Origin of the sequence: Eudoraea adriatica DSM 19308, from assembly GCF_000382125.1 — a bacterium.
GTDB lineage: Bacteria > Bacteroidota > Bacteroidia > Flavobacteriales > Flavobacteriaceae > Eudoraea > Eudoraea adriatica.
Genome location: NZ_KB907546.1, coordinates 313,215 through 338,059, shown reverse-complemented (window position 1 = coordinate 338,059; position 24,845 = coordinate 313,215). Strand labels below are relative to the sequence as shown.

At 39.5% G+C, this 24,845-nt stretch carries 22 protein-coding genes and 2 tRNA genes; 8 read left to right on the top strand and 16 right to left on the bottom strand.

The features are described from left to right. Positions 1–3 precede the first annotated feature (3 nt). From G504_RS0101690 to G504_RS0101660, 7 genes are all read right to left on the bottom strand, one after another. A complete protein-coding gene (locus G504_RS0101690; RefSeq protein ID WP_019668394.1) occupies positions 4–1,545 on the bottom strand; it encodes a sugar porter family MFS transporter in 1,542 nt (513 codons plus the stop codon). A gap of 60 nt (positions 1,546–1,605) precedes the next feature. Beyond that, entirely contained in the window at positions 1,606–3,096 is a 1,491-nt protein-coding gene (locus G504_RS0101685) for a glycoside hydrolase family 30 protein (RefSeq protein ID WP_157473000.1), read from the bottom strand. 340 nt (positions 3,097–3,436) lie between these two features. Further along, positions 3,437–3,712, bottom strand: coding sequence for an ATP-dependent Clp protease adaptor ClpS (locus G504_RS0101680; protein ID WP_019668392.1), 276 nt, complete (start codon positions 3,710–3,712; stop codon positions 3,437–3,439). A 21-nt stretch (positions 3,713–3,733) separates the two neighbouring features. Then, positions 3,734–4,567, bottom strand: a complete 834-nt coding sequence (prmA, locus tag G504_RS0101675; RefSeq protein ID WP_019668391.1) for a 50S ribosomal protein L11 methyltransferase — start codon at positions 4,565–4,567, stop codon at positions 3,734–3,736. 6 nt (positions 4,568–4,573) lie between these two features. After that, the gene (gene tpiA, locus G504_RS0101670; protein ID WP_019668390.1) at positions 4,574–5,323 is read right to left on the bottom strand and encodes a triose-phosphate isomerase; all 750 of its coding nucleotides are present in this window, start codon (positions 5,321–5,323) and stop codon (positions 4,574–4,576) included. Positions 5,324–5,405: 82 nt separating this feature from the next. Continuing rightward, positions 5,406–6,503, bottom strand: a complete 1,098-nt coding sequence (locus G504_RS0101665) for a BT_3928 family protein (RefSeq protein WP_019668389.1) — start codon at positions 6,501–6,503, stop codon at positions 5,406–5,408. Positions 6,504–6,521: 18 nt separating this feature from the next. Continuing rightward, positions 6,522–7,067, bottom strand: coding sequence for a DUF1599 domain-containing protein (locus tag G504_RS0101660; protein WP_019668388.1), 546 nt, complete (start codon positions 7,065–7,067; stop codon positions 6,522–6,524). Between the two features lie 113 nt (positions 7,068–7,180). Here G504_RS0101660 and folP point away from each other — a divergent pair, with 113 nt between their 5' ends. From folP to G504_RS0101645, 3 genes are read left to right on the top strand one after another with little or no spacing between them, the layout of a single operon-like run. Then, positions 7,181–8,014, top strand: coding sequence for a dihydropteroate synthase (gene folP, locus G504_RS0101655; RefSeq protein ID WP_019668387.1), 834 nt, complete (start codon positions 7,181–7,183; stop codon positions 8,012–8,014). 45 nt (positions 8,015–8,059) lie between these two features. Then, positions 8,060–8,845 carry a diadenylate cyclase CdaA gene (cdaA, locus tag G504_RS0101650; RefSeq protein ID WP_019668386.1) on the top strand — a complete coding sequence of 262 codons (786 nt, stop codon included), beginning with the start codon at positions 8,060–8,062 and terminating at the stop codon, positions 8,843–8,845. 2 nt (positions 8,846–8,847) lie between these two features. Next, entirely contained in the window at positions 8,848–9,636 is a 789-nt protein-coding gene (locus tag G504_RS0101645) for a DUF3667 domain-containing protein (RefSeq protein ID WP_019668385.1), read from the top strand. Positions 9,637–9,644: 8 nt separating this feature from the next. On the opposite strand, the gene G504_RS0101640 is transcribed toward G504_RS0101645, so the two are convergent. Both G504_RS0101640 and truA read right to left on the bottom strand, forming a co-directional pair. Beyond that, positions 9,645–11,411: an ABC transporter ATP-binding protein gene (locus tag G504_RS0101640; protein WP_019668384.1), complete on the bottom strand. Its 1,767-nt coding sequence runs from the start codon at positions 11,409–11,411 to the stop codon at positions 9,645–9,647. Further along, positions 11,404–12,156 carry a tRNA pseudouridine(38-40) synthase TruA gene (gene truA / locus G504_RS0101635; RefSeq protein WP_019668383.1) on the bottom strand — a complete coding sequence of 251 codons (753 nt, stop codon included), beginning with the start codon at positions 12,154–12,156 and terminating at the stop codon, positions 11,404–11,406. The genes G504_RS0101640 and truA overlap by 8 nt, the downstream gene beginning before the upstream one ends. A gap of 152 nt (positions 12,157–12,308) precedes the next feature. On the opposite strand from truA, the gene G504_RS0101630 reads away from it, so the two are divergent. Further along, positions 12,309–12,803, top strand: coding sequence for a metallophosphoesterase family protein (locus G504_RS0101630; protein ID WP_019668382.1), 495 nt, complete (start codon positions 12,309–12,311; stop codon positions 12,801–12,803). Between the two features lie 188 nt (positions 12,804–12,991). Here the strand turns inward: G504_RS0101630 and G504_RS0101625 are convergent, their stop codons facing one another. After that, positions 12,992–13,402, bottom strand: coding sequence for a DUF4293 domain-containing protein (locus G504_RS0101625; RefSeq protein ID WP_019668381.1), 411 nt, complete (start codon positions 13,400–13,402; stop codon positions 12,992–12,994). A gap of 331 nt (positions 13,403–13,733) precedes the next feature. Here G504_RS0101625 and rho point away from each other — a divergent pair, with 331 nt between their 5' ends. After that, complete coding sequence (gene rho, locus G504_RS0101620; protein WP_019668380.1) at positions 13,734–15,317, top strand: transcription termination factor Rho; 1,584 nt, start codon at positions 13,734–13,736, stop codon at positions 15,315–15,317. Between the two features lie 185 nt (positions 15,318–15,502). Here the strand turns inward: rho and rpsT are convergent, their stop codons facing one another. The 4 genes from rpsT to proS all read right to left on the bottom strand — a co-directional run bounded on the left by rpsT (position 15,503) and on the right by proS (position 17,579). Next, on the bottom strand, positions 15,503–15,754 hold the full coding sequence (rpsT, locus tag G504_RS0101610) for a 30S ribosomal protein S20 (RefSeq protein ID WP_019668378.1): 252 nt from the start codon (positions 15,752–15,754) through the stop codon (positions 15,503–15,505). A gap of 39 nt (positions 15,755–15,793) precedes the next feature. Further along, a tRNA-Glu gene (locus tag G504_RS0101605) sits at positions 15,794–15,865 on the bottom strand. 86 nt (positions 15,866–15,951) lie between these two features. Then, positions 15,952–16,023, bottom strand: a tRNA-Glu gene (locus G504_RS0101600). An 80-nt stretch (positions 16,024–16,103) separates the two neighbouring features. Continuing rightward, a complete protein-coding gene (proS, locus tag G504_RS0101595; protein WP_019668377.1) occupies positions 16,104–17,579 on the bottom strand; it encodes a proline--tRNA ligase in 1,476 nt (491 codons plus the stop codon). A 96-nt stretch (positions 17,580–17,675) separates the two neighbouring features. Here proS and G504_RS18160 point away from each other — a divergent pair, with 96 nt between their 5' ends. Beyond that, positions 17,676–19,073, top strand: a complete 1,398-nt coding sequence (locus G504_RS18160; protein ID WP_019668376.1) for a hypothetical protein — start codon at positions 17,676–17,678, stop codon at positions 19,071–19,073. A gap of 33 nt (positions 19,074–19,106) precedes the next feature. After that, positions 19,107–20,621 (top strand): OmpP1/FadL family transporter, encoded by a 1,515-nt coding sequence (locus tag G504_RS0101585; RefSeq protein WP_019668375.1) that lies wholly within the window; start codon positions 19,107–19,109, stop codon positions 20,619–20,621. 44 nt (positions 20,622–20,665) lie between these two features. Here the strand turns inward: G504_RS0101585 and G504_RS0101580 are convergent, their stop codons facing one another. Next, entirely contained in the window at positions 20,666–22,093 is a 1,428-nt protein-coding gene (locus tag G504_RS0101580) for a T9SS type B sorting domain-containing protein (RefSeq protein WP_019668374.1), read from the bottom strand. A gap of 125 nt (positions 22,094–22,218) precedes the next feature. Continuing rightward, positions 22,219–23,970: a T9SS type B sorting domain-containing protein gene (locus G504_RS0101575; RefSeq protein ID WP_240473015.1), complete on the bottom strand. Its 1,752-nt coding sequence runs from the start codon at positions 23,968–23,970 to the stop codon at positions 22,219–22,221. Positions 23,971–24,164: 194 nt separating this feature from the next. On the opposite strand from G504_RS0101575, the gene folE reads away from it, so the two are divergent. Then, entirely contained in the window at positions 24,165–24,845 is a 681-nt protein-coding gene (gene folE / locus G504_RS0101570) for a GTP cyclohydrolase I FolE (protein ID WP_019668372.1), read from the top strand.

Here is a 24,845-nt window from a genome sequence, read left to right as displayed (position 1 = left end):
GATTTATTTCCTGATTAATATTTCCTGAACTTCTTCAAGGGTTCGTCCTTTGGTCTCAATAACGAATTTATAAACAAAGAAAATGGCGCAGAAGGACAATAAAGCGTAAAGGGCGAAAGTTACCGTTGGTCCCAGATTGGATAATTCCCAGGGGAATACCTGGGTGACAGAAAAACTTACCAAAGAGTTGAAAAAGCCCACCGCTGAAATTGCAATACCTTTTATTTTGCTGGGGAATATCTCAGAAATCAATGTCCACATAACCGGTCCCAGAGAAATGGCAAAGGACGCAACATACAGCAGGATTGCAATCAGTACCAAAGTAGCATTGATTTGTATAAAATTGGTAATTTCATTGCGCTTAAACATCAGGAACAGGTCCTGGTTCATTTCAGGCTCAACCGCTTCAAAAAGTGCAGTCTGGCTCTCGTAAGACCTGCCACTGAAATCTGACAATGCGGTTCTAATTTCATGGTTGCTTATTTTAGCAAGGGTCTTCTCATTAAAATCATAAGTTGCACTGTTAAATGCAAATGCGGCCATCATGAGTGCAATAGTCATAAAAGTAGTCCCTATCAGCAGGAGTGGTTTACGACCCAATTTATCAATTAACCATATAGCCACCAAAGTAAATACAAGGTTTGTAAGCCCTACAACAATAGCCTGTAAAAATGAGGAATCTGTGCTCCCGCCGGCTTGTTCAAAAATTGTAGGGGCATAGTAAAAGACCGCATTTATCCCTGTAATCTGCTGAAAAAATGCTATCCCGATAGCAATAATCATAATAGTGCGATTTCTGTTTTTAAACAGGTCGGCAAGGGTTCCTTTTTCTTCTTTAGCAGATATTCCACGTTGAATCTCAGCAATGGTAACTTCAGCATACTCTTCACCACCAATCTTAGCGAGAATCTTTCTAGCCAGTTTAACTTCATTCAATTTGCTGATCAGCCATCTCGGGCTTCTTGGTACTGTAAAGAGTGCCAAGAAATAAATGGCTGCTGGTATGGCTTCAACACCCAGCATCCAGCGCCAGCTTTCACCTTCTATATCAACAAGGAAGTAATTAGAAAAATACGCTACGGAAATACCAATTACTATATTCAATTGGTTGAAGGAGACAAGGCTACCCCTTAGTTTTGGAGGCGCTATTTCCGCTATGTAAATTGGTGCAATAAGGATGGCTCCTCCAATTCCGATACCCCCTATAATCCGGGCAATAATAAACTCTGTATAACCTGTTGCCAAAGCGGACCACGTCGCGGAGATAGTAAAAAGTGCTGCCACAATTATTAATACCCTCTTTCTGCCGAACATATCACTCATTGGTCCTGCCAATAAATTTCCGGCCATAGCACCAAAAACTACGCAGCCCACTGAAAATCCGAGCATCCATTCGGTCATTTCAAAATAAACAGTAATGCCTTTGACCGCTCCGGAAATAACAGCACTATCGAAACCCAACAAAAATCCTCCCAGAGCCACAATGAGGCTTATGAGTATGGTATAGGATTTATTCATTTTAACTTCTGGACTGGATTCTGACATGATTTTCAGTATTATTTGGTTGGTTATTTAATTTGGTTTATTGGTAAAAATGAACGATTCCTAATCAGACATCACAATGCTTTGAATACCGTGTCCGGGAATATCAACTTTGGCTGTTTTCGAATTCATTGTAATGCTGTATTCTAAAGGTGTATCACTTTGATTCATAGCTACGATCACTACACTGCCATCTGCATTTACAAATGCAGTTGACAGCAATGAATTTGCACTTGAAACGCTACTAATTCTTTTAGCACCGGGTCGTATAAATTTTGAAAAATGCCCTATGTAATAATAAGAATAGGTTAATGTAAGCTCTCCGGTTTTTGTGTCCCCATGTGCCGGTGCAAAACACAAATTACCAACATGGTTGGGACCCCCGGTTTCATCCAGAAGTATATTCCAGTCTGTCCATGCCACAGTACCATTGTTAAAGTCATTGATCATAGACCTACCGTATCGCTCGGCAAGTCTTTCTTCCTCTATTTTGGAAATATCATAACCTTCGTTACAGCCTTCTGTGAAAATTAAATTCTTATCCGGAAATACCTCATTGACATTTTGGACATTATCAAACATTGGAATGCCATCTTTCCAGTCTTCATACCAGTGAAAACCTGTTCCCCAGACATATTTAGCCGCCTCCGGGTCATTTAAAATAACACTTGCCCTTTGAAATAAGAGATCGCGGTTATGATCCCACACAATGATATTTTTATCTCCCATGCCTGCTTTTTCCAGGGTAGGTCCAAGATAATTCTTCAGGAAATCGCGTTCTTCCTCGGCAGTATAAATACAGGATTCCCAACGTTGAACGGCCATGGGTTCATTTTGTATGGTTAGACCCCAAATAGGAATTCCTTCTGCTTCATAAGCCTCAATAAATTTGACATAATAGTTAGCCCAGGGTTGATAAAACTCGGGCTTTAGCTTCCCGCCCTGTAACATATTGTTATTGGTTTTCATAAAAGCCGGGGGACTCCAGGGACTTGCATACATGGTTAATTCACCTCCAGCGGCCTCTATTGCCTTTTTTGTAAAGGGAAGTCGGTATTGCCTGTCATGATCAATATTAAATGTTTTTAATTCCTTATCCCCTTCTTCGATATAGGTATAACTACCACTTGAAAAGTCGCAGCTGTGAATAATGGTTCTGCCCAAAGAATATCCAATACCCTTTTCCTGACTAAAGTAAGCTTCTAAAAATTTATCCTGGTTTTCTTCGGTAAGTTTGTAAAAAGTTTCGGCGGCGGCGTCCGTTAAGGCAGCACCGATTCCCATAAAAGTCTGAAATTGTTTGGATGGATCAACAAGTACGTCAATTTCAGTTTCCAAAGGTTGTTTAAAATCATTAAATGTCAATGACCCCGTCTCAGACAGTTTCAGATCTGTCTTATGGGCGGTAGTATAGATGCTGGCATTCATGCTGGATGTAGCTGTAATCTTAATTTCGGGTTCTGTAGCTATTTTTTCCGGTGATTCCTTTTCCTTGGTTGTGCAATTAACGAATAACAGTGCCAGCGACAGCAATGCTGCTATTCTTCTAGTCATCTGTTTCCTATTTGTTAGTTCCATTTTAAGAGACATTTAGATTTAAATAAAAATTATCGGGATAACTGATGCCTAACTACAGATCCAAGCCAAGGAACTAATGCATTGCTAATTTTTATAGTAATCCTTGAGTCCTAATTCCTATCTGAAGTATTCTAACATCAATATCCCGCACAATTTAATCAAAAAAAGGTTAGTGAAACTATCTAACCTTTGTTCTCCTAAACCAGTTAACCGAAGATAATAGCTTATTGTCAAATTAAATGCATAGAAAGGATCTATTCTTTTGGCGTTAAAAAAGAATATTATGTCACTTATTGATCAGGAAACACATTAGAACTCAGACGATCTCGGCACTTAATCCTGCCTGCAACAATTTGCTGCAACGAGGCTCTAATTCCTTATACTCGCCTGTTTTGACAGTACATTTACCTTTGTAGTGAACTATTAATGAACATTGTTCCGCCTGTTCCGGGGTATGTTCACAAGCATCAATTAATGTGTGAATTACATGTTCAAAGGTATTTACTTCATCATTGAACAGCACTATTTCATTTTGTTTCACCGTCTCCTCATCCAAAAGTAGTTCTTCGGAGACTTTTTCCTTAGTACTCATACAGATAGGTTTTTGTATGAACTAAAATACATATTTTGATGCAACCCAGTTATTTTTTTCCAAATTTTCTTGAAATGAAAGTCCATTTGCAGTGCACACCTTTGAAATAAGCGACATATCCTCTTTATAAAAACCACTTAAAAGCAATACTCCCCCTTTTCTCAGGTGCTTAACGTAAACAGGGATATCTGATAGCAAAATATTGCGATTAATATTGGCCAGGATGATATCGTATTTGTGATTTGTCAATATACTGACATCACCTTCAAACACATTAATCTGTTCACAGCTGTTTGCGGCAACATTTTCCTTAGCATTCAGGTAACTCCAGTTATCGATATCTATTGCATCTACAGAACTGGCTCCTTTCATAGCGGCCAGGATTGCTAAAACACCGGTGCCACAGCCCATATCCAATACAGTTTTACCTGTGAAATCCAGTGCCAGGACCAATTTAAGCATCATATACGTAGTTTCATGATGCCCGGTTCCAAAACTCATCTTGGGCATTATGACTATATCAAATGCCACATCAGGTTTATTGTGGAAAGGAGCTCTCACAACGCATTGGTTGTCTACATTTATGGGGTCAAAATTCTTTTCCCACTGTTCATTCCAGTTTTCCTGTTCTATATCCGATACTTCATAGCTAATACTAAAACTTTCTTTCGAAAGTATTTGGACATTTTGCAATGCTGAGGGGTTCCAGTTTTCCTTCTTAACATACGCCAACAATCCATTGTTAGTTTCCACAAAACTGTCGAAACCCAGTTCGCCTAGTTCAGCAATTAAGATATCCGTAGCCGGTTGTAAGGGACTTATAGAAAACCGATATTCCAGAAAGAGTTCTTGCATTAATTTTCAGATGGCCTTTACAATAGCTATAAAGTCATCTGCCACTAGAGCAGCTCCACCTATTAGCCCACCGTCTACATCGGATTTGGAAAAAATCTCTCCGGCATTCGAAGGTTTTACGCTTCCTCCATATAAAATGGATACTTCATCAGCAATCGAAGCGTCATAAGCTTCCGTTATGGTCTTTCGAATAAAGGCATGCATTTCCTGTGCTTGTTCCGGAGAAGCAGTCTCTCCCGTTCCAATGGCCCAGACCGGTTCGTAGGCAAGAACAATGTGCTGCCAAGCCTCGGCGGGTAGTTCAAAAAGGCCGTTTTTTAGTTGGGATTCCACTACATTAAAATGGTTGCCGGCCTTTCGCTCATCCAATTCCTCACCAAAGCAAAATATTACCCGCATTTTATTTTCCAGAGCTGCCTTTACTTTTTTTGCTAAAAGTTCATCTGTTTCTCCAAAGTAAGCCCTGCGTTCTGAATGCCCTATAATTACGGTATCTACATTGATATTTAGAAGCATATCAGCTGAAATTTCACCAGTAAAAGCACCGTTTCTGGCATAGTGCATATTTTGGGCTGCAACTTTAATCTCTGATGTTTGCAGAATATGGGCTGCTTCAGACAGGTTTACAAATGTAGGAGCTACAATAACCTCTGCTTCAGTATCCGGCAATTTATCTAATATCTCACTCAATAAATCTTTTGTCTCACTCAGGTTCTTATTCATTTTCCAGTTTCCTGCAACTATTTTACTTCTCATCTTATGTTCTTTTATGATTAAAATATATGTTTTTACTTATGGTTATTCAGGAAAGTAGGTTTTATATTAATCCCGGGTAAATCTAATTAAACTCTAAATCCTTCATATCCTTATAGTGTGCCTTTTGAGTTATAACACCATATTCAAGAGTTAGTATTCCCGGATTAGACCTGACTATAGTCTTTAAAGTAGTCTCATCTGTAAAATAAAATTCAAATCCCAACTTGTATTTCTCAATAATCCTATTCGTCCATTCCTCATTGGATGCAGACATACCTATAATTTTATATCCTTGTTTACCGGCTTTGTCAGTAACTTTTTTAACTTCTGCAAATGCCTCATAGTCGCTTTTAGCTAAATCATAGGCTACTACAATTAATAATTTTTCCTCCATCATTAACGCAGCGGTAAAATCCTCACCTTGCTGCTCTATTGTAAAATCATGTATTGGTGGTTCGTACCCCTTCTGTATCTCTTTCGTCTCCACGCCTATAAAATCTCCGTCTATATCCGGATAATCACCATTGGTTACCAGTACTTTTTCTTCTCCGTTCACATCAAATTTCCAGGCGTATTCAAACACGGCTTTGGGAGCGTTTTCGGGTACCTGCATCCCTTCCTCTATATTGGCGCCAACCTTATAAGGCCTGAAATCTACCACTGGTAAGTGGTTTAAAACGTAATTCCCGTAAAGTACACATACAACCACAGCAGCTATTGCTATAATTTGTCTGATCCGTGGATCAAAAAGTGCCTTGATATATCTTCTTCCGAAGTATAAAACAAGAATTAGCACCAGTAGAACTACATCTTTAGTAAAAGATTCCCAAGGGGTAAGTTTTATTGCATCTCCAAAACAACCACAATCTGTGACCTTATTGAAATAAGCAGAATAAAAAGTTAGAAAAGTAAAAAACAAGATCATGAGCAAAAGGCTCCATATTGTAAAATTCTTTAGATACCCTATCAGCAGAAACACACCAAGCACTACTTCAAAAATCACTACAAAAATTGATATAGCTAATGCATAAGGCATTAAAAAGGGCAAATCGAGAACACCCTGACTAAAGTACTCTTCCAATTTAAATGAAAAGCCAACCGGGTCGTTTAGCTTTATAAATCCACTGATAATAAATAAAACCCCAACAAATACTCTAGAAAAGCCTACCAAATGTTTCATGTAATTTTATAGAATTTTTTAATCATCAGATTCGTTCATTTGAATCAGGGCAAAAACAGAATAATTTATTATATCCTGATAGTTGGCTTCAATTCCTTCGCTCACCAAGGTTTTTCCTTTATTATCTTCTATCTGCTTTACTCTCAGCAATTTTTGAATTATCAAATCTGTTAATGAACTAATACGCATATCTCGCCAGGCCTCCCCATAATCATGATTCTTCTTTTCCATCAGAGATTTTGTAATACCAATGTGTTTGTCGTACAAATTAATGGCCTCTTCCGAAGACAGATCTGGTTCCTGCGCGACTCCTTTTTCCAATTGAATAAGGGCCATAATTGCATAATTTATAATTCCGATGAATTCAGATTTTTCCCCTTCATCTACTTTTCGGACTTCATTTTCCTGTAAACTTCTTATGCGCTGAGCCTTAATATATATTTGATCTGTTAAAGAAGGGAGTCTCAATATTCGCCAGGCACTTCCATAATCTTTCATTTTCTTTGAAAACAAGTCCCTGCAAGAATTTATAATGTCATCGTATTGCTCGGAGGTATGCTGCATGTAGATTGTTCTATTTTGCGTAAATTTCAACCAAAATAATGGAAATCTCAAAGTTCGGAGTTTAATCTTGGTCTTCAAAATAATTTGCGATCCAAATAGTTTAAAAAATTCCTATGACAATAAATTGTAAAGGCACCCTGATTGATTTAAAAAAGCCGAAAGTTATGGGGGTTTTAAATGTTACCCCGGATTCCTTTTATGATGGAGGCAGATACAAGGATGAGGTTTCTATTTTAAGGCAAACAGAAAAATTGCTCGGCGAAGGAGCTGCTTTTATAGATTTGGGTGCCTATAGTTCCAGGCCAAATGCTGCGGACATTTCTGAAGAAGAAGAATTGAGAAGAATTTTGCCTGTTGTAGACCTCTTACTAAATAATTTTCCGGACATCTATTTGTCCATAGACACCTTTAGAAGCAAGGTAGCCCGAAGCTGTCTTGAAAATGGTGCGGCCATGATCAATGATATTTCAGCGGGAAATTTGGATTCCGGCATGATGGCAACCATTTCTGAATTTAAAGTACCCTATATAATGATGCATATTAAGGGTAATCCGCAAAACATGGTGCAGAAGGCAACTTACGATAAGCTTTTGGAAGAAATCCTCCATTATTTGTCCGAAAAAGTAGCTCTGGCCAAATCTTTTGGAATCAATGATATAATCCTGGACCCTGGTTTTGGGTTTTCCAAGAATACATTTCAAAATTTTTCTCTTTTACGAAACCTACATCTCTTCAAGACTTTTGGACTGCCAGTACTGGTGGGTCTAAGCAGAAAGTCTATGATCTGCAAAACATTAGGCAATAAACCAAGTGAGGCATTAAATGGAACTACTGTCCTAAATACGTATGCCTTGACCAAAGGCGCCAATATTTTAAGAGTTCATGACGTTAAAGAAGCAATGGAATGCATTGAATTATTAGAAGCACTAAACCAAACTGAAGATTAATTTTTTGTTTATCTATTTTTTCTAATTTTACAAAAACGACAAGGATTGGAATTTTTTAACTTTCTGGATTTTAAAATCACCGACATTATAGACATCCTCCTTGTGGCTATCCTTCTTTATTACGTCTACAAACTGGTGCGGGGAACGGTTGCTATTAATATTTTTATTGGAATTGTCATAGTTTGGGGTTTTTGGAAACTAACCCAGTTGCTGGATATGAAGATGATAAGCAGCGTGGTTGGTGGATTCATGTCTGTGGGTTTGATTGCGTTAATTGTTGTTTTTCAACAGGAAATTCGAAAATTCCTGCTAATGATTGGTTCAACTAATTTTGCCAGAAACCGGAATTTTGTTAAACGATTTAAATTTTTAAAACAAGAAGGTGTTGCTTCAAAACTGGATATTGATGCCGTTCTCAAGGCCTGCGATAAGATGAGCAGAAGCCGGACAGGTGCTATTTTGGTGATAAAGCGAAGCAATTCCCTGGATTTTGTAAAATCTACCGGGGATGCTATGAATGTGGAAGTAAACCAGCCTATCATTGAAAGTATCTTTTATAAAAATAGCCCATTGCATGATGGAGCAGCAATCATTGAAAATAATCAAATTACAGCCACGAGAGTCATATTGCCATTATCTACTGAGCGTAATATTCCTTTGCGTTTTGGGTTAAGGCACAGGGCTGCTATTGGAATTACAGAACGAACAGATGCTGTAGCACTGGTTCTTAGTGAGGAAACCGGATTGATCTCTTATATAAACAATGGGGAATTTGTTTCGTACAAAGATTTATCCGATCTGGCTAATAAGATTAAATCGGACTTACTCTAGCTATGGAGTGTAAAAATTGCAAAAACCCATTACCAACAGATTTTAATTTCTGTCCTGACTGTGGTGCCAAAGTAATAAGTTACAGACTTACATTTAAAAACCTCTGGCACGAAGTTATTGAGGGGTTTTTTGATCTTGATAATACCTTTTTCAGGACTTTTATTCATTTATTCACAAAACCGGCAGAGGTTATTGATGGTTATATCTCAGGCATTCGAAAAAAGCACCTGAATCCGATAAGTTATTTTGGAATTGCGCTAACTCTCTCGGGTCTTACAATTTATTTGATTCAAAAGGTTTTTGACGTAAAGATGGACCTTGATGTCTTCAATCAAGGAGTAAATCCAGAACTATATCAAAAGATAATGCCTGTCATTATGGACTTTTCGTCTTTAGTATTTGTTTTGTTTATCCCAATTTTTGGGATTGCCGGTTGGCTAACTTTTAATAAGAAAGGATACGTATTCTCTGAATACCTAATTGTTTTCCTCTATACTTTAGCCCATTGGAGCATTGTTTCTTTCCCTGTAAGCCTTATTATGATACTTTTTGCGCCTGATGAATATATGGAGCTATCTACCATTATGCTCCCGCTGATGGTAGCCTACTCAATATATGTAATGCAAAGGATAAATAAATTTTCGGCAGGAAAATTTATTTTAAGAATGTGTCTTTTTCTGATATTGGCATTTATTGGCTATCTGGGGATAATTATAGCTTTCTATGCTATACTTTTCGCAACTGGTACAATAACCATGGAAGATCTTAAAACTGTGAAAAAACAACCCTAAAGAAGGTGTTAGGCAACCTCTTCTGCCAAAAACTGAGCTTCGTAAAGCTTGTTGTAATACCCTCCCCTTTTAAGTAATTCCCTGTGCGTGCCGCTCTCAAGAATTCTACCGGCATCCATAACCAGGATCTTATCTGCCTTTTTAACAGTAGCCAGCCGGTGTGCTATAATAATGGACGTTCTGCCCGAAGTGATCTTTTCCGTAGCTTTTTGGATCAACTGTTCAGAATAAGTGTCTACTGAGGACGTGGCTTCATCCAGGACCAAAATACTCGGATTGCTTACGTAAGCGCGCAAGAAGGCGATTAATTGCCGCTGACCGCTGGAAAGCATGGTTCCCCTTTCTTTTACATTGTACTGATATCCACCAGGCAGGCTGCTGATAAACTCATGCACACCTATTTGCTTTGCGGCTTCCTCAATACTTTCTAATGAAACAGATTCGTCCCTGAGGGAAATATTGTTGGCTATGGTATCTGCAAAAAGGAAGACATCCTGCAATACGACCGCTATATTCCGCCGCAGGGAAGCCAACTTATAATTCGTAATATTTACATCATCTACCAGGATTTCCCCGGAATTGATTTCGTAAAAACGATTTAAGAGATTTATAATGGTTGATTTGCCAGCTCCGGTAGCGCCAACTATAGCGACAGTCTGACCAACTTTTACATCGAAGGAGATACCATGCAATATTTCCTCATCTTCAAGGTAACCGAAATGAACATTTGAAAATCTAATATTTCCGAGCACATGATCTTTCTCAACAGTCCCTAAATCCTCGATATTGCTATCCGTATCCAGAATTTTAAAAACCCTGTTTGCCGCTACCATGCCCATTTGCAACGTATTGAATTTATCTGCAATCTGTCTGAGAGGTTGAAATAACATGCTGGATAAAAGGATAAAGGCAAAAATTACACCGTATTCATCTAATTCAATATTGGTAACATTTTGAAGACCGCCGTACCAAACAATTAGTCCTACCGTAATAGAGGAAACTATGTCTGCGATTGGGAAGAAAAAAGAATTGTACCAAACCGTTTTAAGCCAGGCATTCATATGATTCCTGTTAATCTCCCGAAACTTCTCACTTTCAATTTTTTCTCTATTAAAAAGCTGTACAATCTTCATTCCTGTAATACGTTCCTGAACAAATGAATTGAGGTTGGAAACCTGGGCCCTAACATCTATGAAGGCCTTCTTCATTGCACGCTGAAACAAACGTGTAGCATAAAGAATTACAGGCAAAACGGCAAACACAATTAATGCCAGTTTCCAATTGATTACCAGCATAACCACACCAACTACTATCATTTTTAGCAGGTCGGATACTATAACAAAAAAACCCTGACTAAAAATCTCTCCTATGCGCTGTAAATCTGCCACGGCACGGGTTACAAGCAAACCAATAGATGAATTATCGAAATATTTCATTTTAAAACCAATCATCTTTTTGAAAAGGTAAATCCGGATATCCCGGATAACAGATTCTCCGAGCCAATTGGCATAATAGTTAAAACAAAGCTGGCTGATTACTTGTCCGAAAAGTACGCCAGCCATCATTAGGATAAGAAATAACAGCTCTTCAGAATCAGCCTGCTTCACAGCACCGTCAATAATTTCGCCTACTATAAGCGGAGTTAAAACCGCAAATCCGGAAATTAAAATGGCAGCCAGGGCCACGCCATAAAATGTTAGCCTATAGGGTTTGGTATAGGCCAATACTCTTTTGAATAGTCTAAAATCAAATGCTTTTCCGGTGTCTTTATCCATTAAATTCCAGAATGGTTGAAGGGTATAAAACTTTTGTCAAATATAATCCTTTTGCCGGGACGGAAGCACCGGCAGTCCGCCGATCCCTGCTTTTTATAATAGTCTTAACATCTTCCGGAGTCATTTTTCCGATTCCTACATCGAGCAGAGTTCCCACAATGGCGCGCACCATATTTCTCAGGAAGCGGTCTGCCGTAATTGTAAAAACCAGCTTATCTTCTTGTATTTCCCAGACCGCAGATTTAATATTACACAAATACGTCTTAACATCCGTATTTGATTTGGAAAAACATTCGAAGTCCTCATACTCCAATAAAATGGCTGCTGCTTTATTCATGGAAGAAATATCCAAAGGGTGTTTTATGTAATGTGCCCTGTCCTTATAAAAGGGATTCTTTTCCTGTACGATCCAATATTCGTAGGTTCGTTCCAGGGCATCAAAACGGGCATGGGCATCCGCAGGAACCACATGAATCTTTTGAATAGCGATATCCCCTGGAAGAAAGGCATTCAACCGATAAGTGAGGTCTGTTAAATCTAAGTTTTCCGAAAAATCAAAATGCGCATACATATTTTTTGCATGCACTCCGGCGTCTGTTCTGCCGGCAGCAACAAGGCTAATGTCAGATTTTAGCAATGTGTTAATTGCTTCTTCCATTAATTGTTGAACAGATAACGCGTTTGGCTGTCGCTGCCATCCGTGATAGGCCTGCCCGAAGTAAGAAAAAGCGACAAAATATCTCAAGCTATTATTCTATTTTTGTGAGCGGTAAAGATAGCGAAGATAGCTTTTAGAATTAAGGACCTTCTGATTTGCCCAAACCTGAAAAAATTCTGTACAAGCGTGCAACGGAGTTATTGGACATCCGACTTCCGTTTTAATTAATTGCTTAACATATGACCCGCATCTTACTTCTTTCGGATACCCATGGTTATATAGATGACACTATCCTTAAATATGCCAGACAAGCCGATGAAGTATGGCATGCAGGGGATATCGGTTCCTTTGATGTTACCGATGCCCTTGGGGCCTTAAAACCTGTTCGTGCCGTTTATGGCAATATTGATGATCATCGGATACAAAAAGAGTTTCCATTAGACAACCGGTTTAAATGTGAGGATGTAGAAGTTTGGATGACGCATATAGGTGGTTATCCCAATAGGTACGACAGGAGAATCAGGGAGCAAATCAAACAGAATCCTCCTAAATTATTTATCTCCGGCCATTCTCATATTCTAAAGGTAATGTGGGACAAAAAACTAAATCTGCTGCACATGAATCCCGGATCTTGCGGAAAGAACGGTTTTCATCAAATCAGAACTATGATCAGGTTTGATATAGACGGGGAAGAAATAAAGAACCTGGAGGTTATAGAATTAGGAAAGCGCTAGGGAATGAGGTATTGCAGGAGCTCTTGCCCATTAGGTGCAAAGCGACTACCGAATGCCCGGTTCTCCGTAGCCCGAATGCAGTTAGGGCGAAGGAGGAAGCGCCAAAAAACACCCTATAAAACGTAAAACCCTGAAGCATAGATAATCTTACTTCAGGGTTACGCACTAATACTACTAAGATGTTAGGTTTAACGTAAGCGATCTACAGATTTTACAAGATCTTCATCCTTCTTAATGGCCCTGTTGGCCAGGACCAGAAAAACGATAGAAAATACAGGAATCAGCATCCCAATACCCTTCTCAGAAACCGAGGTCTCTCCGGATAAGTTTAGTGATCGGTAAACGAAAAATCCCAGTAAAAAAAGATTCAATATTATATTTAACCTGTTAAAAACAAATTGATTTTTCCGGTTTTTAAATAAAAAAACAGTGACCAATGCCAAGGCGGAAGAAGCCCCAAATACAACTGCAATCCAACTAATATCCTTTGCAAAAACCGTGGTTCCTTCCGTCCCTATCCAAAGGCTTAAATAAAATGGTAAAGCACCGGCAAGCAGAGCTACCAAAATTAAATAAACGGTTTGAATGCGTTGGATCATAAATTCATTAAAAAATAGAAGTGCAAAAATACATGTCTTTTAAAACATTTCCATACTATTTAAAATAAAAATAGCTTTCTGTCAATTAAGGTGTTGGCAGCATCTATTCTTAAGCGTCTTAAATACAGTCTATTTACCCCAATCCTATACGCCTATAAAAATGGGCAGAGATAAATTATTTGAGCAATAACAGATGATTTGTTTAAAATAATTTGTAATATTGTGTCGTTATTAGTTATAACACTTACCTATTGGGGTCTCAATCCCATGTAATACCCAACAATAAACTATATACTTCAATTTTCATATACGATAATTTATTTTATACTCAATGTTTGAGATTTCAGATTTAAAAGCAAAAAAGCTGCCTGAGCTTCAGGATATTGCTAAAGACCTAAGTGTCCCTAAATACAAGACCTTAAAAAAACTGGATTTGGTTTATCAAATCCTTGACCTTCAGGCCAGTAATCCCAAAGCAGTACAGGCAACAACGGTGGTAGCCACAGAAAAACCGCCTGTTAAACAACACAGACCAAACGTTCCCAAGGAAAGTTTTAAAAAAGCTCCTCCAAAAACCCACACTTCCGTGGAAAAGGAAGCTAAACATGAATCCCAAAAAGAAGGTTCACATCAAAAAAGCCCTTTAAGTCAGGGCAATAAAGAACAGCAAAAAAGTAAGCCTCAGCATAGCAAAGGCCAACATACTAAAAAGGTTCAGCATCATAAGAACGGGCAGGATAGTAAGACCAGTAATTTTGATAAGGACCTGAAAAATAAATACAAGCAGCCGGAATACGAGTTTGACAGTATTATTGAAAGTGAAGGCGTCCTTGACATTATGCAGGACGGGTATGGATTTCTTAGATCTTCGGATTACAACTACCTCTCTTCTCCCGATGATATTTATGTTTCTCAATCGCAAATAAGGCTTTTTGGGCTCAAGACAGGAGATACAGTTTTAGGGAATGTACGTCCGCCGAAGGAAGGTGAAAAATATTTTCCCTTAATAAAGGTGAATAAAATTAACGGATTGGACCCCCAGGTAGTGCGGGACAGGGTTTCTTTTGAACACCTGACACCCTTATTCCCTCAGGAAAAATTTAAATTGGCAGAACGCCAAAGCACAATATCTACAAGAATCATTGACCTGTTTTCACCTATAGGTAAAGGGCAGAGAGGAATGATCGTTTCCCAGCCAAAAACAGGGAAAACAATGCTTTTAAAGGATATTGCAAATGCCATCGCGGCCAATCACCCTGAGGTCTATCAAATTATCCTTCTTATAGATGAACGTCCTGAGGAAGTTACTGATATGCAGCGAAATGTGAGCGGTGAAGTTGTTGCTTCTACATTTGACAAGGAAGCTACTGAACATGTCAGGGTGGCCAATATTGTACTGGAAAAGGCTAAAAGACTGGTAGAATGCGGGCATGATGTGGTAATACTATTAGATTCTATCACACGCCTTGCAAGAGCCTACAATACTGTTCAACCTGCTTCCGGTAAAGTTCTTAGTGGTGGGGTAGATGCGAATGCCCTTCACAAACCCAAACGATTTTTTGGAGCAGCGCGTAATATTGAGAATGGCGGATCTTTATCTATTATTGCTACTGCCCTTACAGAAACCGGGTCTAAAATGGATGAAGTTATATTTGAGGAATTCAAAGGTACCGGTAATATGGAATTACAATTAGACAGACGAATCAGTAACAGAAGAATATACCCTGCGATTGACCTTGTAACTTCCTCTACAAGAAGAGATGATCTTTTATTGGATGAAAATACAATTCAGCGTATGTGGATCTTGCGTAAGTATCTGGCTGACATGAATCCGATTGAGGCCATGGAATTTATGGAACAGCGTATAAAACAAACTAAAAATAACGAAGAGTTTTTGATGACCATGAGTCAGTAGGAAGATTCTCTTAAATTTATTAATCCCAATGGTTCCTGATCATTGGGATTTTTTTATCCGCCTTATTACAAGAAAAATAAGACAGTATCCTTCGCCGGCCAATTTCCATATTATCAGCATTATTCCAACCATAAAAAAAGCCCTGACAGTTATGTCAGAGCTTTGGTAAAATATTTTGTAAAAGCTTAAAGTGTGGCTATGTGCCTGGTAAGCTTACCTTTTAAATTAGCTGCTTTATTAGCGTGTATTATATTGCGCTTTGCAAGTTTGTCTATCATGCTCACAACAGTAGGCAATAGGGTTTGTGCCTTCTTTTGGTCGGTTTCACTCCTTAATTTTTTAATTGCATTTCTTGTTGTTTTATGCTGATATCTGTTACGTAATCGCACAACTTCATTTCTTCTGATTCTCTTTAATGCCGACTTGTGATTTGCCATTTTTTTATATTTTATTTATTCGGGCCTTATGTTTTTTTGTAGCCCGTAGGGGAATCGAACCCCTGTTACCAGGATGAAAACCTGGCGTCCTAACCCCTAGACGAACGGGCCATTAATTTTTTAAATTCTTCTGCAACCAATGAGTTGTGTTTTAAACTGTTCTCATTAACCACATTTCAATATTTCAGTATTCTTTGTAGCCCGTAGGGGAATCGAACCCCTGTTACCAGGATGAAAACCTGGCGTCCTAACCCCTAGACGAACGGGCCATTAGATCGCATAAATGCGGATGCAAAAATACAATTATTTTTTACTATACCAACTCCATTATATTTTTTTTTAAATACACTTAATATGCCTTGGCAAAGAGTACCCTTTGTATAGATGGTTTTCCTGTAAGCATGCAGCTACCTGCCTCCTTGGGGGAATCTAATGGAATACATCTAATTGTTGCCTTTGTTTCTTCTTTAATCTTATCTTCTGTGGCCAAAGTACCATCCCAATGTGCTGAAATAAATCCGCCTTTCGTATCCAAAACCTTTTTGAATTCTTCATAATCATCAACTTCCGTAATATGCTCTTCCCTGTAATTTATTGCTTTCTCAAATATATTTCGTTGTATGTCTTCGAGCATAAACTCAATTTTTGAAACTACCTCATTGGCTTCAACAATTTGTTTTTCCAGGGTATCCCTACGCGCCAATTCATACGTTCCATTCTCCATATCGCGCTGCCCGATGGCAATTCTTACCGGCACTCCTTTTAATTCGTATTCATTAAATTTAAATCCGGGTTTATGGGTATCCCTTTTATCATACTTAACGGAAATCCCCTTGTTTTGCAATTCCTTTACCAAAGGGTTAACTCTTTCGGAGATTGTATCCAATTGTTCTAAACCTTTGTAAATTGGCACTATAACCACCTGAATAGGCGCCAGTTTGGGAGGTAATACCAAGCCATTATCATCACTATGGCTCATAATAAGGGCTCCCACAAGGCGCGTAGATACTCCCCATGATGTAGCCCATACATATTCCTGCTTTCCTTCCCTGCTTGCATATTTTACATCAAAAGCCCGTGCAAAATTCTGACCTAAGAAATGTGATGTCCCTGCCTGTAAGGCTTTACCATCCTGCATCAATGCCTCTATGCAATAGGTTTCTACTGCTCCGGCAAAGCGCTCGCTTTCTGTTTTTGTACCCTTTATCACAGGGACAGCCATATGATTTTCAGCAAAATCTGCATAAACATTCAGAATCAATTCCGATTCTTCTATTGCCTCCTTCTCGGTCTCATGTGCTGTATGGCCTTCCTGCCAGAGGAATTCAGTTGTGCGAAGGAACAATCGTGTCCTCATTTCCCATCGAACCACATTCGCCCATTGATTAATCAATAGGGGCAGGTCTCTGTACGACTGAATCCACTTTCTATAGGTATCCCAGATAATGGTCTCAGAGGTTGGCCTTACAATAAGCTCTTCTTCCAGTTTAGCATCTTCATCCACAACAATACCACTACCATCTTCCGCATTTTTAAGCCTGTAATGCGTGACGACGGCGCATTCCTTGGCAAATCCTTCAACATGGCTGGCTTCTTTACTGAGGTATGATTTTGGAATAAACAAGGGGAAATAAGCATTCTGGTGCCCCGTGTCCTTGAACATCTTATCCAGGCCTGCCTGTATTTTTTCCCAGATTGCGAAACCATAGGGCTTTATTACCATACAGCCCCTAACTCCGGAGTTTTCTGCCAAATCAGCCTTGATGACGAGCTCATTATACCATTTGGAATAATCCTCGCTTCTTTTAGTTAACTTTTTTCCCATTAAATATACTTTGGCACAAATCTTGTGTCCCTATTATCAAATTAGTTCGGTAAAACTAACTATTTTTAAAATGTTCAACAATATAAATTTAAGGCGATGATACAATCTCTACCCCTACCCAGATTAATAATATCTGCAAAACTCTTAGTTGCAGGCCTGTTGGTGGTTTCCTGTGGTTCCTATCAGGAAGCTTCCTATTATGATAATGATGGTATCTACGCTGAAGGAACCCAAACGGTTTATACAAAGAAAAAACAAAAGCCAAAACAGCAGGAAAGTGATGGTATTTATGATGATTATTTTGGTCAGAAAGCAGAACAAATAGATGAATTCATGCAAGGTGAAGTCTTCACGGATGTAGATGATTATTATGGAGGAGATGTGGTGAACGATAGTCTTGCTATAGCACCCGAAGCAAATTACTATGAAGGCTACAATGACTATGCCGGATATGCCGGATGGGGTGACAATCAATCTAATGTAACCATCAACAACTACAACAATGGTTGGGGTTGGGGTGGCGTTGGTATTGGTATAGGCCTTGGCTGGGGCTGGGGTGGCTATTGGGGCTATCCGGGCTGGGGCTGGGGCTATCCGGGTTATGGCTGGGGCTGGGGCTATCCAGGTTATGGCTGGGGCTGGGGTGGCTATTGGGGCTATCCGGGTTATGGCTGGGGCTATCCGGGCTGGGGCTGGGGTTATCCGGGTTATGGCTGGGGCTATCCTTACTATGGCTATGGAAGATATGCATATAACAGCAGTAGAAGAGGTTATTATGGCAATAATTATACAAATCCGTTAACTTCAAATTCACTTAGGGGAAGGTCTAATCTTACCTCGGGCAGAGGAAGATCTAGCGCAACAGCGCGAAGTGGGAGATCAGCTACGAGTTCCAGGTCTAATGCTTCAAGATCGGGAACAGCAAGAACTGCTTCGGCAGGGCGAAGTTCTGGTGCATACAGGTCTGGAACGACAGCCAGAAGATCCGTTAGCGCTGATGCAATTGCGAGAAACAGAGCATACAGAACTAGTAAAAGTACAAGATCAGTTCCGGGGTATTCACGCAGTACGCGCAGCAGCAATACATACAGGAGATATTCTCCCGGAAACAGCACATATAGCAGGGGCGCTACAACAAACAGATCAAGCACAGCAAGCAGGGCTTATGGAGGCACCACACAGCGGAGTTCGGGATATTCCAGGTCTTCATCCTCTATGCCAAGAACATCGGGTTATAGTTCCGGAAGAAGTTCGGGATCAAGAAGTTCAGGTTACAGAAGTTCAGGAAGTAGCTCCGGAAGAAGTTCGGGCTATAGAAGTTCGGGATCAAGAAGTTCAGGTAGTAGTTCGGGTTATAGAAGTTCTGGTGGTGGCATGAGAAGTTCCGGAGGAAGTATGAGGAGTTCAGGTGGTGGTATGCGAAGCTCTGGCGGCGGCATGAGAAGTTCCGGAGGATCTTCAAGGTCCGGTGGAAGCAGGGGCGGCAGACAATAATTCCAATAATCATTAGTATTAAAATCTTTTAAAATGAAAAGAACTACATTTTTCATCCTGTTATTGATATGTGCTACTGTAAGTGCTCAAAACATTGAGGATGTACTCAGATTCAGTATTGAAAACACTCATGGCACAACTCGATACCAGGGTTTAAGCGGGGCATTTGGCGCTCTCGGTGGAGATCTTTCGGCCTTGAATAACAATCCTGCAGGTTCAGCCGTTTTCAATAATAGTCAGTTTACCATGACCGGTACTAACTACAACCGGGATAACACAGCAACTTATTTTGGAAGTACATCAGGAACCCGGTTTAATTCCTTTAAAATTAATCAGGCAGGGGGAGTAATGGTTTTTAAGAATTACGATAAAAATGCTGATTGGAAAAAGTACTCTTTAGCTTTTAACTATGATCTGGTAAATAATTTTAGCAATGAATTTTTCGCCAGAGGAAACAGCAATGAAGGTATCGACAACTACTTTCTTGCCTATGCACAAGGTCAGCCCCTGGGCCCTTTATTTGTGCAGGACGGGGAATTAATTGAAGAAGCCTATCTGGATATAGGAAGTAGTCTGGGTTTTGGGCCTCAGCAGGCATTTTTAGGATTTCAGGCCGGGGTAATTGACCCGGTAGATATTAATGATGATAACAATACCGATTATGTTTCCAATGCTGACTATAATACCGTGAATCAGGAATTTTTGCATTCTACAAGGGGGTATAACAGCAAGTTTACCATGAATATGGGAACGCAATACAAGGATTTTCTATATATGGGTGCTTCCTTAAATTTTCATAGTATTTATTATGAGAAATACACCCAATTGAGTGAACGGGGTTATGATTCGGCATCAGAAATACAATTTATTAATTTTGACAACCTTCTGATTTCAAGAGGTCAGGCATTTTCATTCGGCTTAGGGCTAATAGCACGGTTAAATAAATACGTCAGATTGGGCGGAAGTTATCAATCCCCAACATGGTATGAACTAACAGATGATCTTGCGCAAAGAATAAATTCTGATTCGCCTGTCAAAAATCCGGATATAACTTTTATAGATTTCAATATTGTCAATCTTTTTCCAAGATATAAAGTCAAGTCTCCCGGCAAGTTTAATGGAAGTATGGCTATAGTTTTTGGCCCCAATGGACTTTTGAGTTTCGATTATGGTTATCAGGATATGTCAAATGCTGAACTAAGACCTACATCAGATTCAAGTTTTTCTACAGTAAATTCAGAGATCAGCAGAGAACTGAGAAGTGTATCTACTTTCAGAGTTGGTGGTGAGTACCGTATTAAACAATTAAGTCTGCGTGGTGGCTATCGCTATGAACAAAGTCCTTATGTAAATAGAATTACAATAGGAGATTTGAATGGATTTTCTGCTGGTATAGGTTATAATTTTGGTGGAAGCAGGTTAGACTTTACTTATAGCAGGTCTGAAAGAGATACTAATGTTCAACTTGTGGATGTTGGCATAAACACACCGGCAGGCGTAAATGGCGTTATGAATAATTATAGCTTCGGATACACCATTAATTTCTAAACTCGAATAATAAAAAAAGCCCTGAACTAATTCAGGGCTTTTTTTTATCTCACCAGGGAAAAATGGGTCCTGATTGTATTAGCAACCTGTATGCCGTCTTCATCACGGGCATATTCCAGGCGAAACCAATAATCAGATGAAGGCATGGGCCTTCCGTTAAAAGTCCCGTCCCATCCTATAGTTGTTTCATCAAGTTGTTTTAACAATTTCCCGTAACGATCAAAAATAAACACTACCGGGTCTGTTAGGGTTTCTATTCCTATAATATTCCATGCATCGTGAATTCCATCACCGTTGGGCGTAAAAAACTTAGGATACCCCACGACCAAGAATTCTATGGGTTCCGAAGTTCCACATCCGTTTTTATCATTTATAATAACAGAATTCAATCCGGGCGGAATATCCAGAAATACAGATTCATCCTGAAATTCACCTCCATTTATGGCATATTCGTAATCCCCATCACCATCAACAAAAAATTCTACATTATTACTATCGGATAAGTCATCCAAAATAACAATTCCATCAGGGTCCGGCAGCAAAACAGGTATTCCGTAATAGGTAATTAATATGTCATCCGTAATTGTTGTGCCAAGTGTGGTTACTATTGAAACAAAATACCTCCCTGAATTCGGACTGCTTATCACCAACTCCGCCCCTAGTGGCCCTGATCCCGGAAGGGTTGCATCTATGGTTCCGTCATCATCATAATCTACCGTCCAGGTTACGGTGGCAATATCTGGTCCGGCTGGTGAATTTAAAGCCGTTAAAGTAATATCCGGATCACCTTCGCAGGCAATAATATCCAAACCTAAAAATTCATCCCTGAGTGTGCAGTCAAGAGCTGTATTCTGATCTGCGTCCACCGAACTACCCGTAAAAGTCAATGAAAAAGGTTCAGGGTTTCCATCAAAGTTTGTATTAAAATTGTTGATCAGAAGGTAGTAGATTTCTCCTTCGATAACATCTATCCATTCATCATAGGTATTTTGGTTTGCCGTCAAAGGTGGAGCACCTTCCTGACCGTTCTCGGGATTAACCCCTATGCCGGTAAAATTTGTACTATTTACTTCGTAATTGCATCTGATGGGTTGTGCCGTTCCATTGCTAATATCCGCACAATCGGTGTCTGGCCCGTATAAGGCAAAATCATATTCTGCGGTAATGGTCGTACCAACAGCGGGTAAAGCCTCTATATCAAAACCAATCTGACCGTCTGTTCCGGCCCGGAAAACATACCAGGATGTATTATTCTCAATATTTGCAGAGCCTACACTCCCCTTTTCCAAACAACCGGTTTGCCTTATGACATCTGGATCAAAGTCATCTACATCACCAAGTCCATCGGTAAATGAGAGTATTGGCGCATCGGCACAAACAGGGATTGCACTGCGGCAATCAGCTGAGTTCTGGGCAATAACTCCAATACAGAAGAAGAGCGTACAGCAAAGGGCGCTAACGAGTGTTCGCATAGATTAAAGGGCTAACATTATATTATTAATCAATACTATAACTCCCGGGGCTAAAATTTAGTATGTACTGCCGGAGTTTTTCGGCACTTTATCGATAAAGTACCAGTCGTTAAAAAGCTGAACCGTTATCTTTTTAATGCAAAGTGGTTATTGATATATTTGGCCTCAATTCGCTGGCCTTCTAAATCCGTATAGGTGAGTTTAAACCAATAATCTGTGGATGGCATTTCCTTACCATTAAAAGTACCGTCCCAACCAAGGGTGGATTCATCTAATTGTTTTAAAAGTTTACCGTATCTGTCATATACATAAACCATAGGGTCTTCCAGGTTAGAAACTCCTAAAATATGCCAATAGTCATTGGTGCCGTCGCCATTTGGTGTAAAAAAACTGGGAAATCCGACTACGGTAATGGTTTCGCTAACAGAACCACAACCGTTAAGATCATTAATGGTAACCGTATGAATACCTGGCGGGACATTGGTGAAGATATTACTATTCTGAAATGCCTGATTGTCTATTTGGTACTCGAAACTACCTGCCACATCCGTAATAACCTCCACGGTGTTATTGTTCTGGAGGTCATCAATGATAACATCCGTTATTACAGGAGTTTCAGAAAGAACTACTGTGATTAAGGCCGAAGTTGAACAGGATATTCCTGATTGGTTATTAGTAATTGTTAAGGTATAATTTCCGCCTTGTGTGACTGTAATAACCGGTGTTGCTTCTCCTGTATCCCACAAATAAGTATAGTCGGGCTCCGGTGTAGTTTCGCCAATAAGTACACCCGCCGAATCTTCACATACAAACACCTCTGTAGAAAAATTTATTACCGGTGTTTCCACAACAATTAGCTGAAACTGTTCGGAAGCGTCGTAACATCCGGGATTTTCCAGTGAGGTATTCCGAACAAAAATAGTTTCTGTTCCAAAGCCCAGTATATGTGGCGACATTAATGGGTTAATACCGAGAATAGCATCATTCTGCGTACTGTGATAGCTAACCCTGAAAGAAGCCGGATCCTGCGAACCTAAGGCCTGACTATCCTTTTGGGTTAAATCAAATTCCATAGTATCTGAACATACTGTTTCATCCGGAACAGAGTATGTAGTGGGTGATATGCTAAAAGCAACCTGAACATCGCTGATTATATTGGTCATTGTAGTCGTAACCACCTCCACCCTGTACATGGCTGAAACCAAGGGCTGATATGTTGGACCGGTTTCCCCTGCAATTATTTGAAAGCCAGCTCCGGTATCGCTATACCAGGTATAGCTCAACGCATTGCTTGTGGTTGCATCCAGAATTATGCTCTCATTATCACATGCTGCCAAAGGAGGTCCAAGGAGGTTGTTGATAATAGAACAATCCAGAGCATCATAGGGGTTAGTAACAAAAATATCTCCCGTAAATTGAATAGAAAAACCAGAATTAGTGTTACTAAAATTATTTATCATAAGGTAGTAATCCTCACCCGGCATTACGTTTATCCAGTCTTCATAAAGAACCGTAGTTGGATTTCCGTTTGGGTCTTCCCCTACTCCCATAAATGATTCTTCATCACTATTGTCAAAGAAGTTACAGCGGACAGGGTCTCCCAAACTACCACAGTCTGCCGCTCTATATAGTGCAAAATCCCAGTCTTCGGAAGCATCAAAACCTATATTGAACCCTAATTGTCCTGATGCCCCGGTTCGGAAACGATACCAGGCCGAATTGGTTTCTATAAAGGGATGGTTAAAAGGTGATTCAAGGCAACCACTGGCACTGGCTCCATTGTAGTCATCTACACCATATCCCTGAGTACCTCCATTAACAGGGGTATTATTACAAATGGGTACAGCATTGATACAATCAGATGCTACCTGGGCCATCAGTGAATTGGTTGCAAGAGCTATTAAAAAACAGAATATTAAGCTTTTAACCTTCATGAATAGGTATACGATTTGGAATATATAAAAATACCCAGCTTGTATACTTAACACTAATTTATGTTGTGTATCGCCCTAAACAGGCCATAAAGTGCCATTTTATGTATATCTTTGCCTTTCGAAAAAGAGGTATCCGGATGAAATTAGACAGAACATTGGAAGAACATTTTGAAGATTTAGGAAACGATCATGTATCCTCGTCTGAACAAACGCCAATGAGAAAAGATGCATTTGTTTTAAGTGAGGAAGAAAAAATTGAACGGATTCGCGGAAATGTCAGGGAAATTATGCTTACGCTGGGCCTCGACCTCGAGGATGATAGTTTAAGGGGTACCCCGGACAGGGTAGCAAAAATGTATGTAAAAGAAGTCTTTGGTGGTTTGGCGCCAAAGAAAAAACCGAATTCCTCAACTTTTGAGAATAAGTACAAATATGGGGAAATGTTGGTAGAAAAAAATATAACCGTTTATTCTACCTGTGAACACCATCTTCTTCCAATAGTTGGAAAAGCCCATATAGCTTACATTTCAAACGGCACAGTAGTTGGTCTTTCGAAAATGAACAGAATAGTTGACTATTTTGCCAAAAGACCTCAGGTACAGGAGCGGTTGAACATTCAAATCGTAAAAGAACTTCAGGAAGTCTTAGGTACCAAAGATGTTGCCTGTGTAATAGACGCCAAGCATCTATGCGTAAATTCACGTGGAATACGCGATGTGGATAGCAGCACGGTAACTGCGGAATACGGAGGCAAATTTAAAGAAGAAGCCACAAGACGCGAGTTTCTGGACTATATCAACCTTGAGACGAATTTCTAA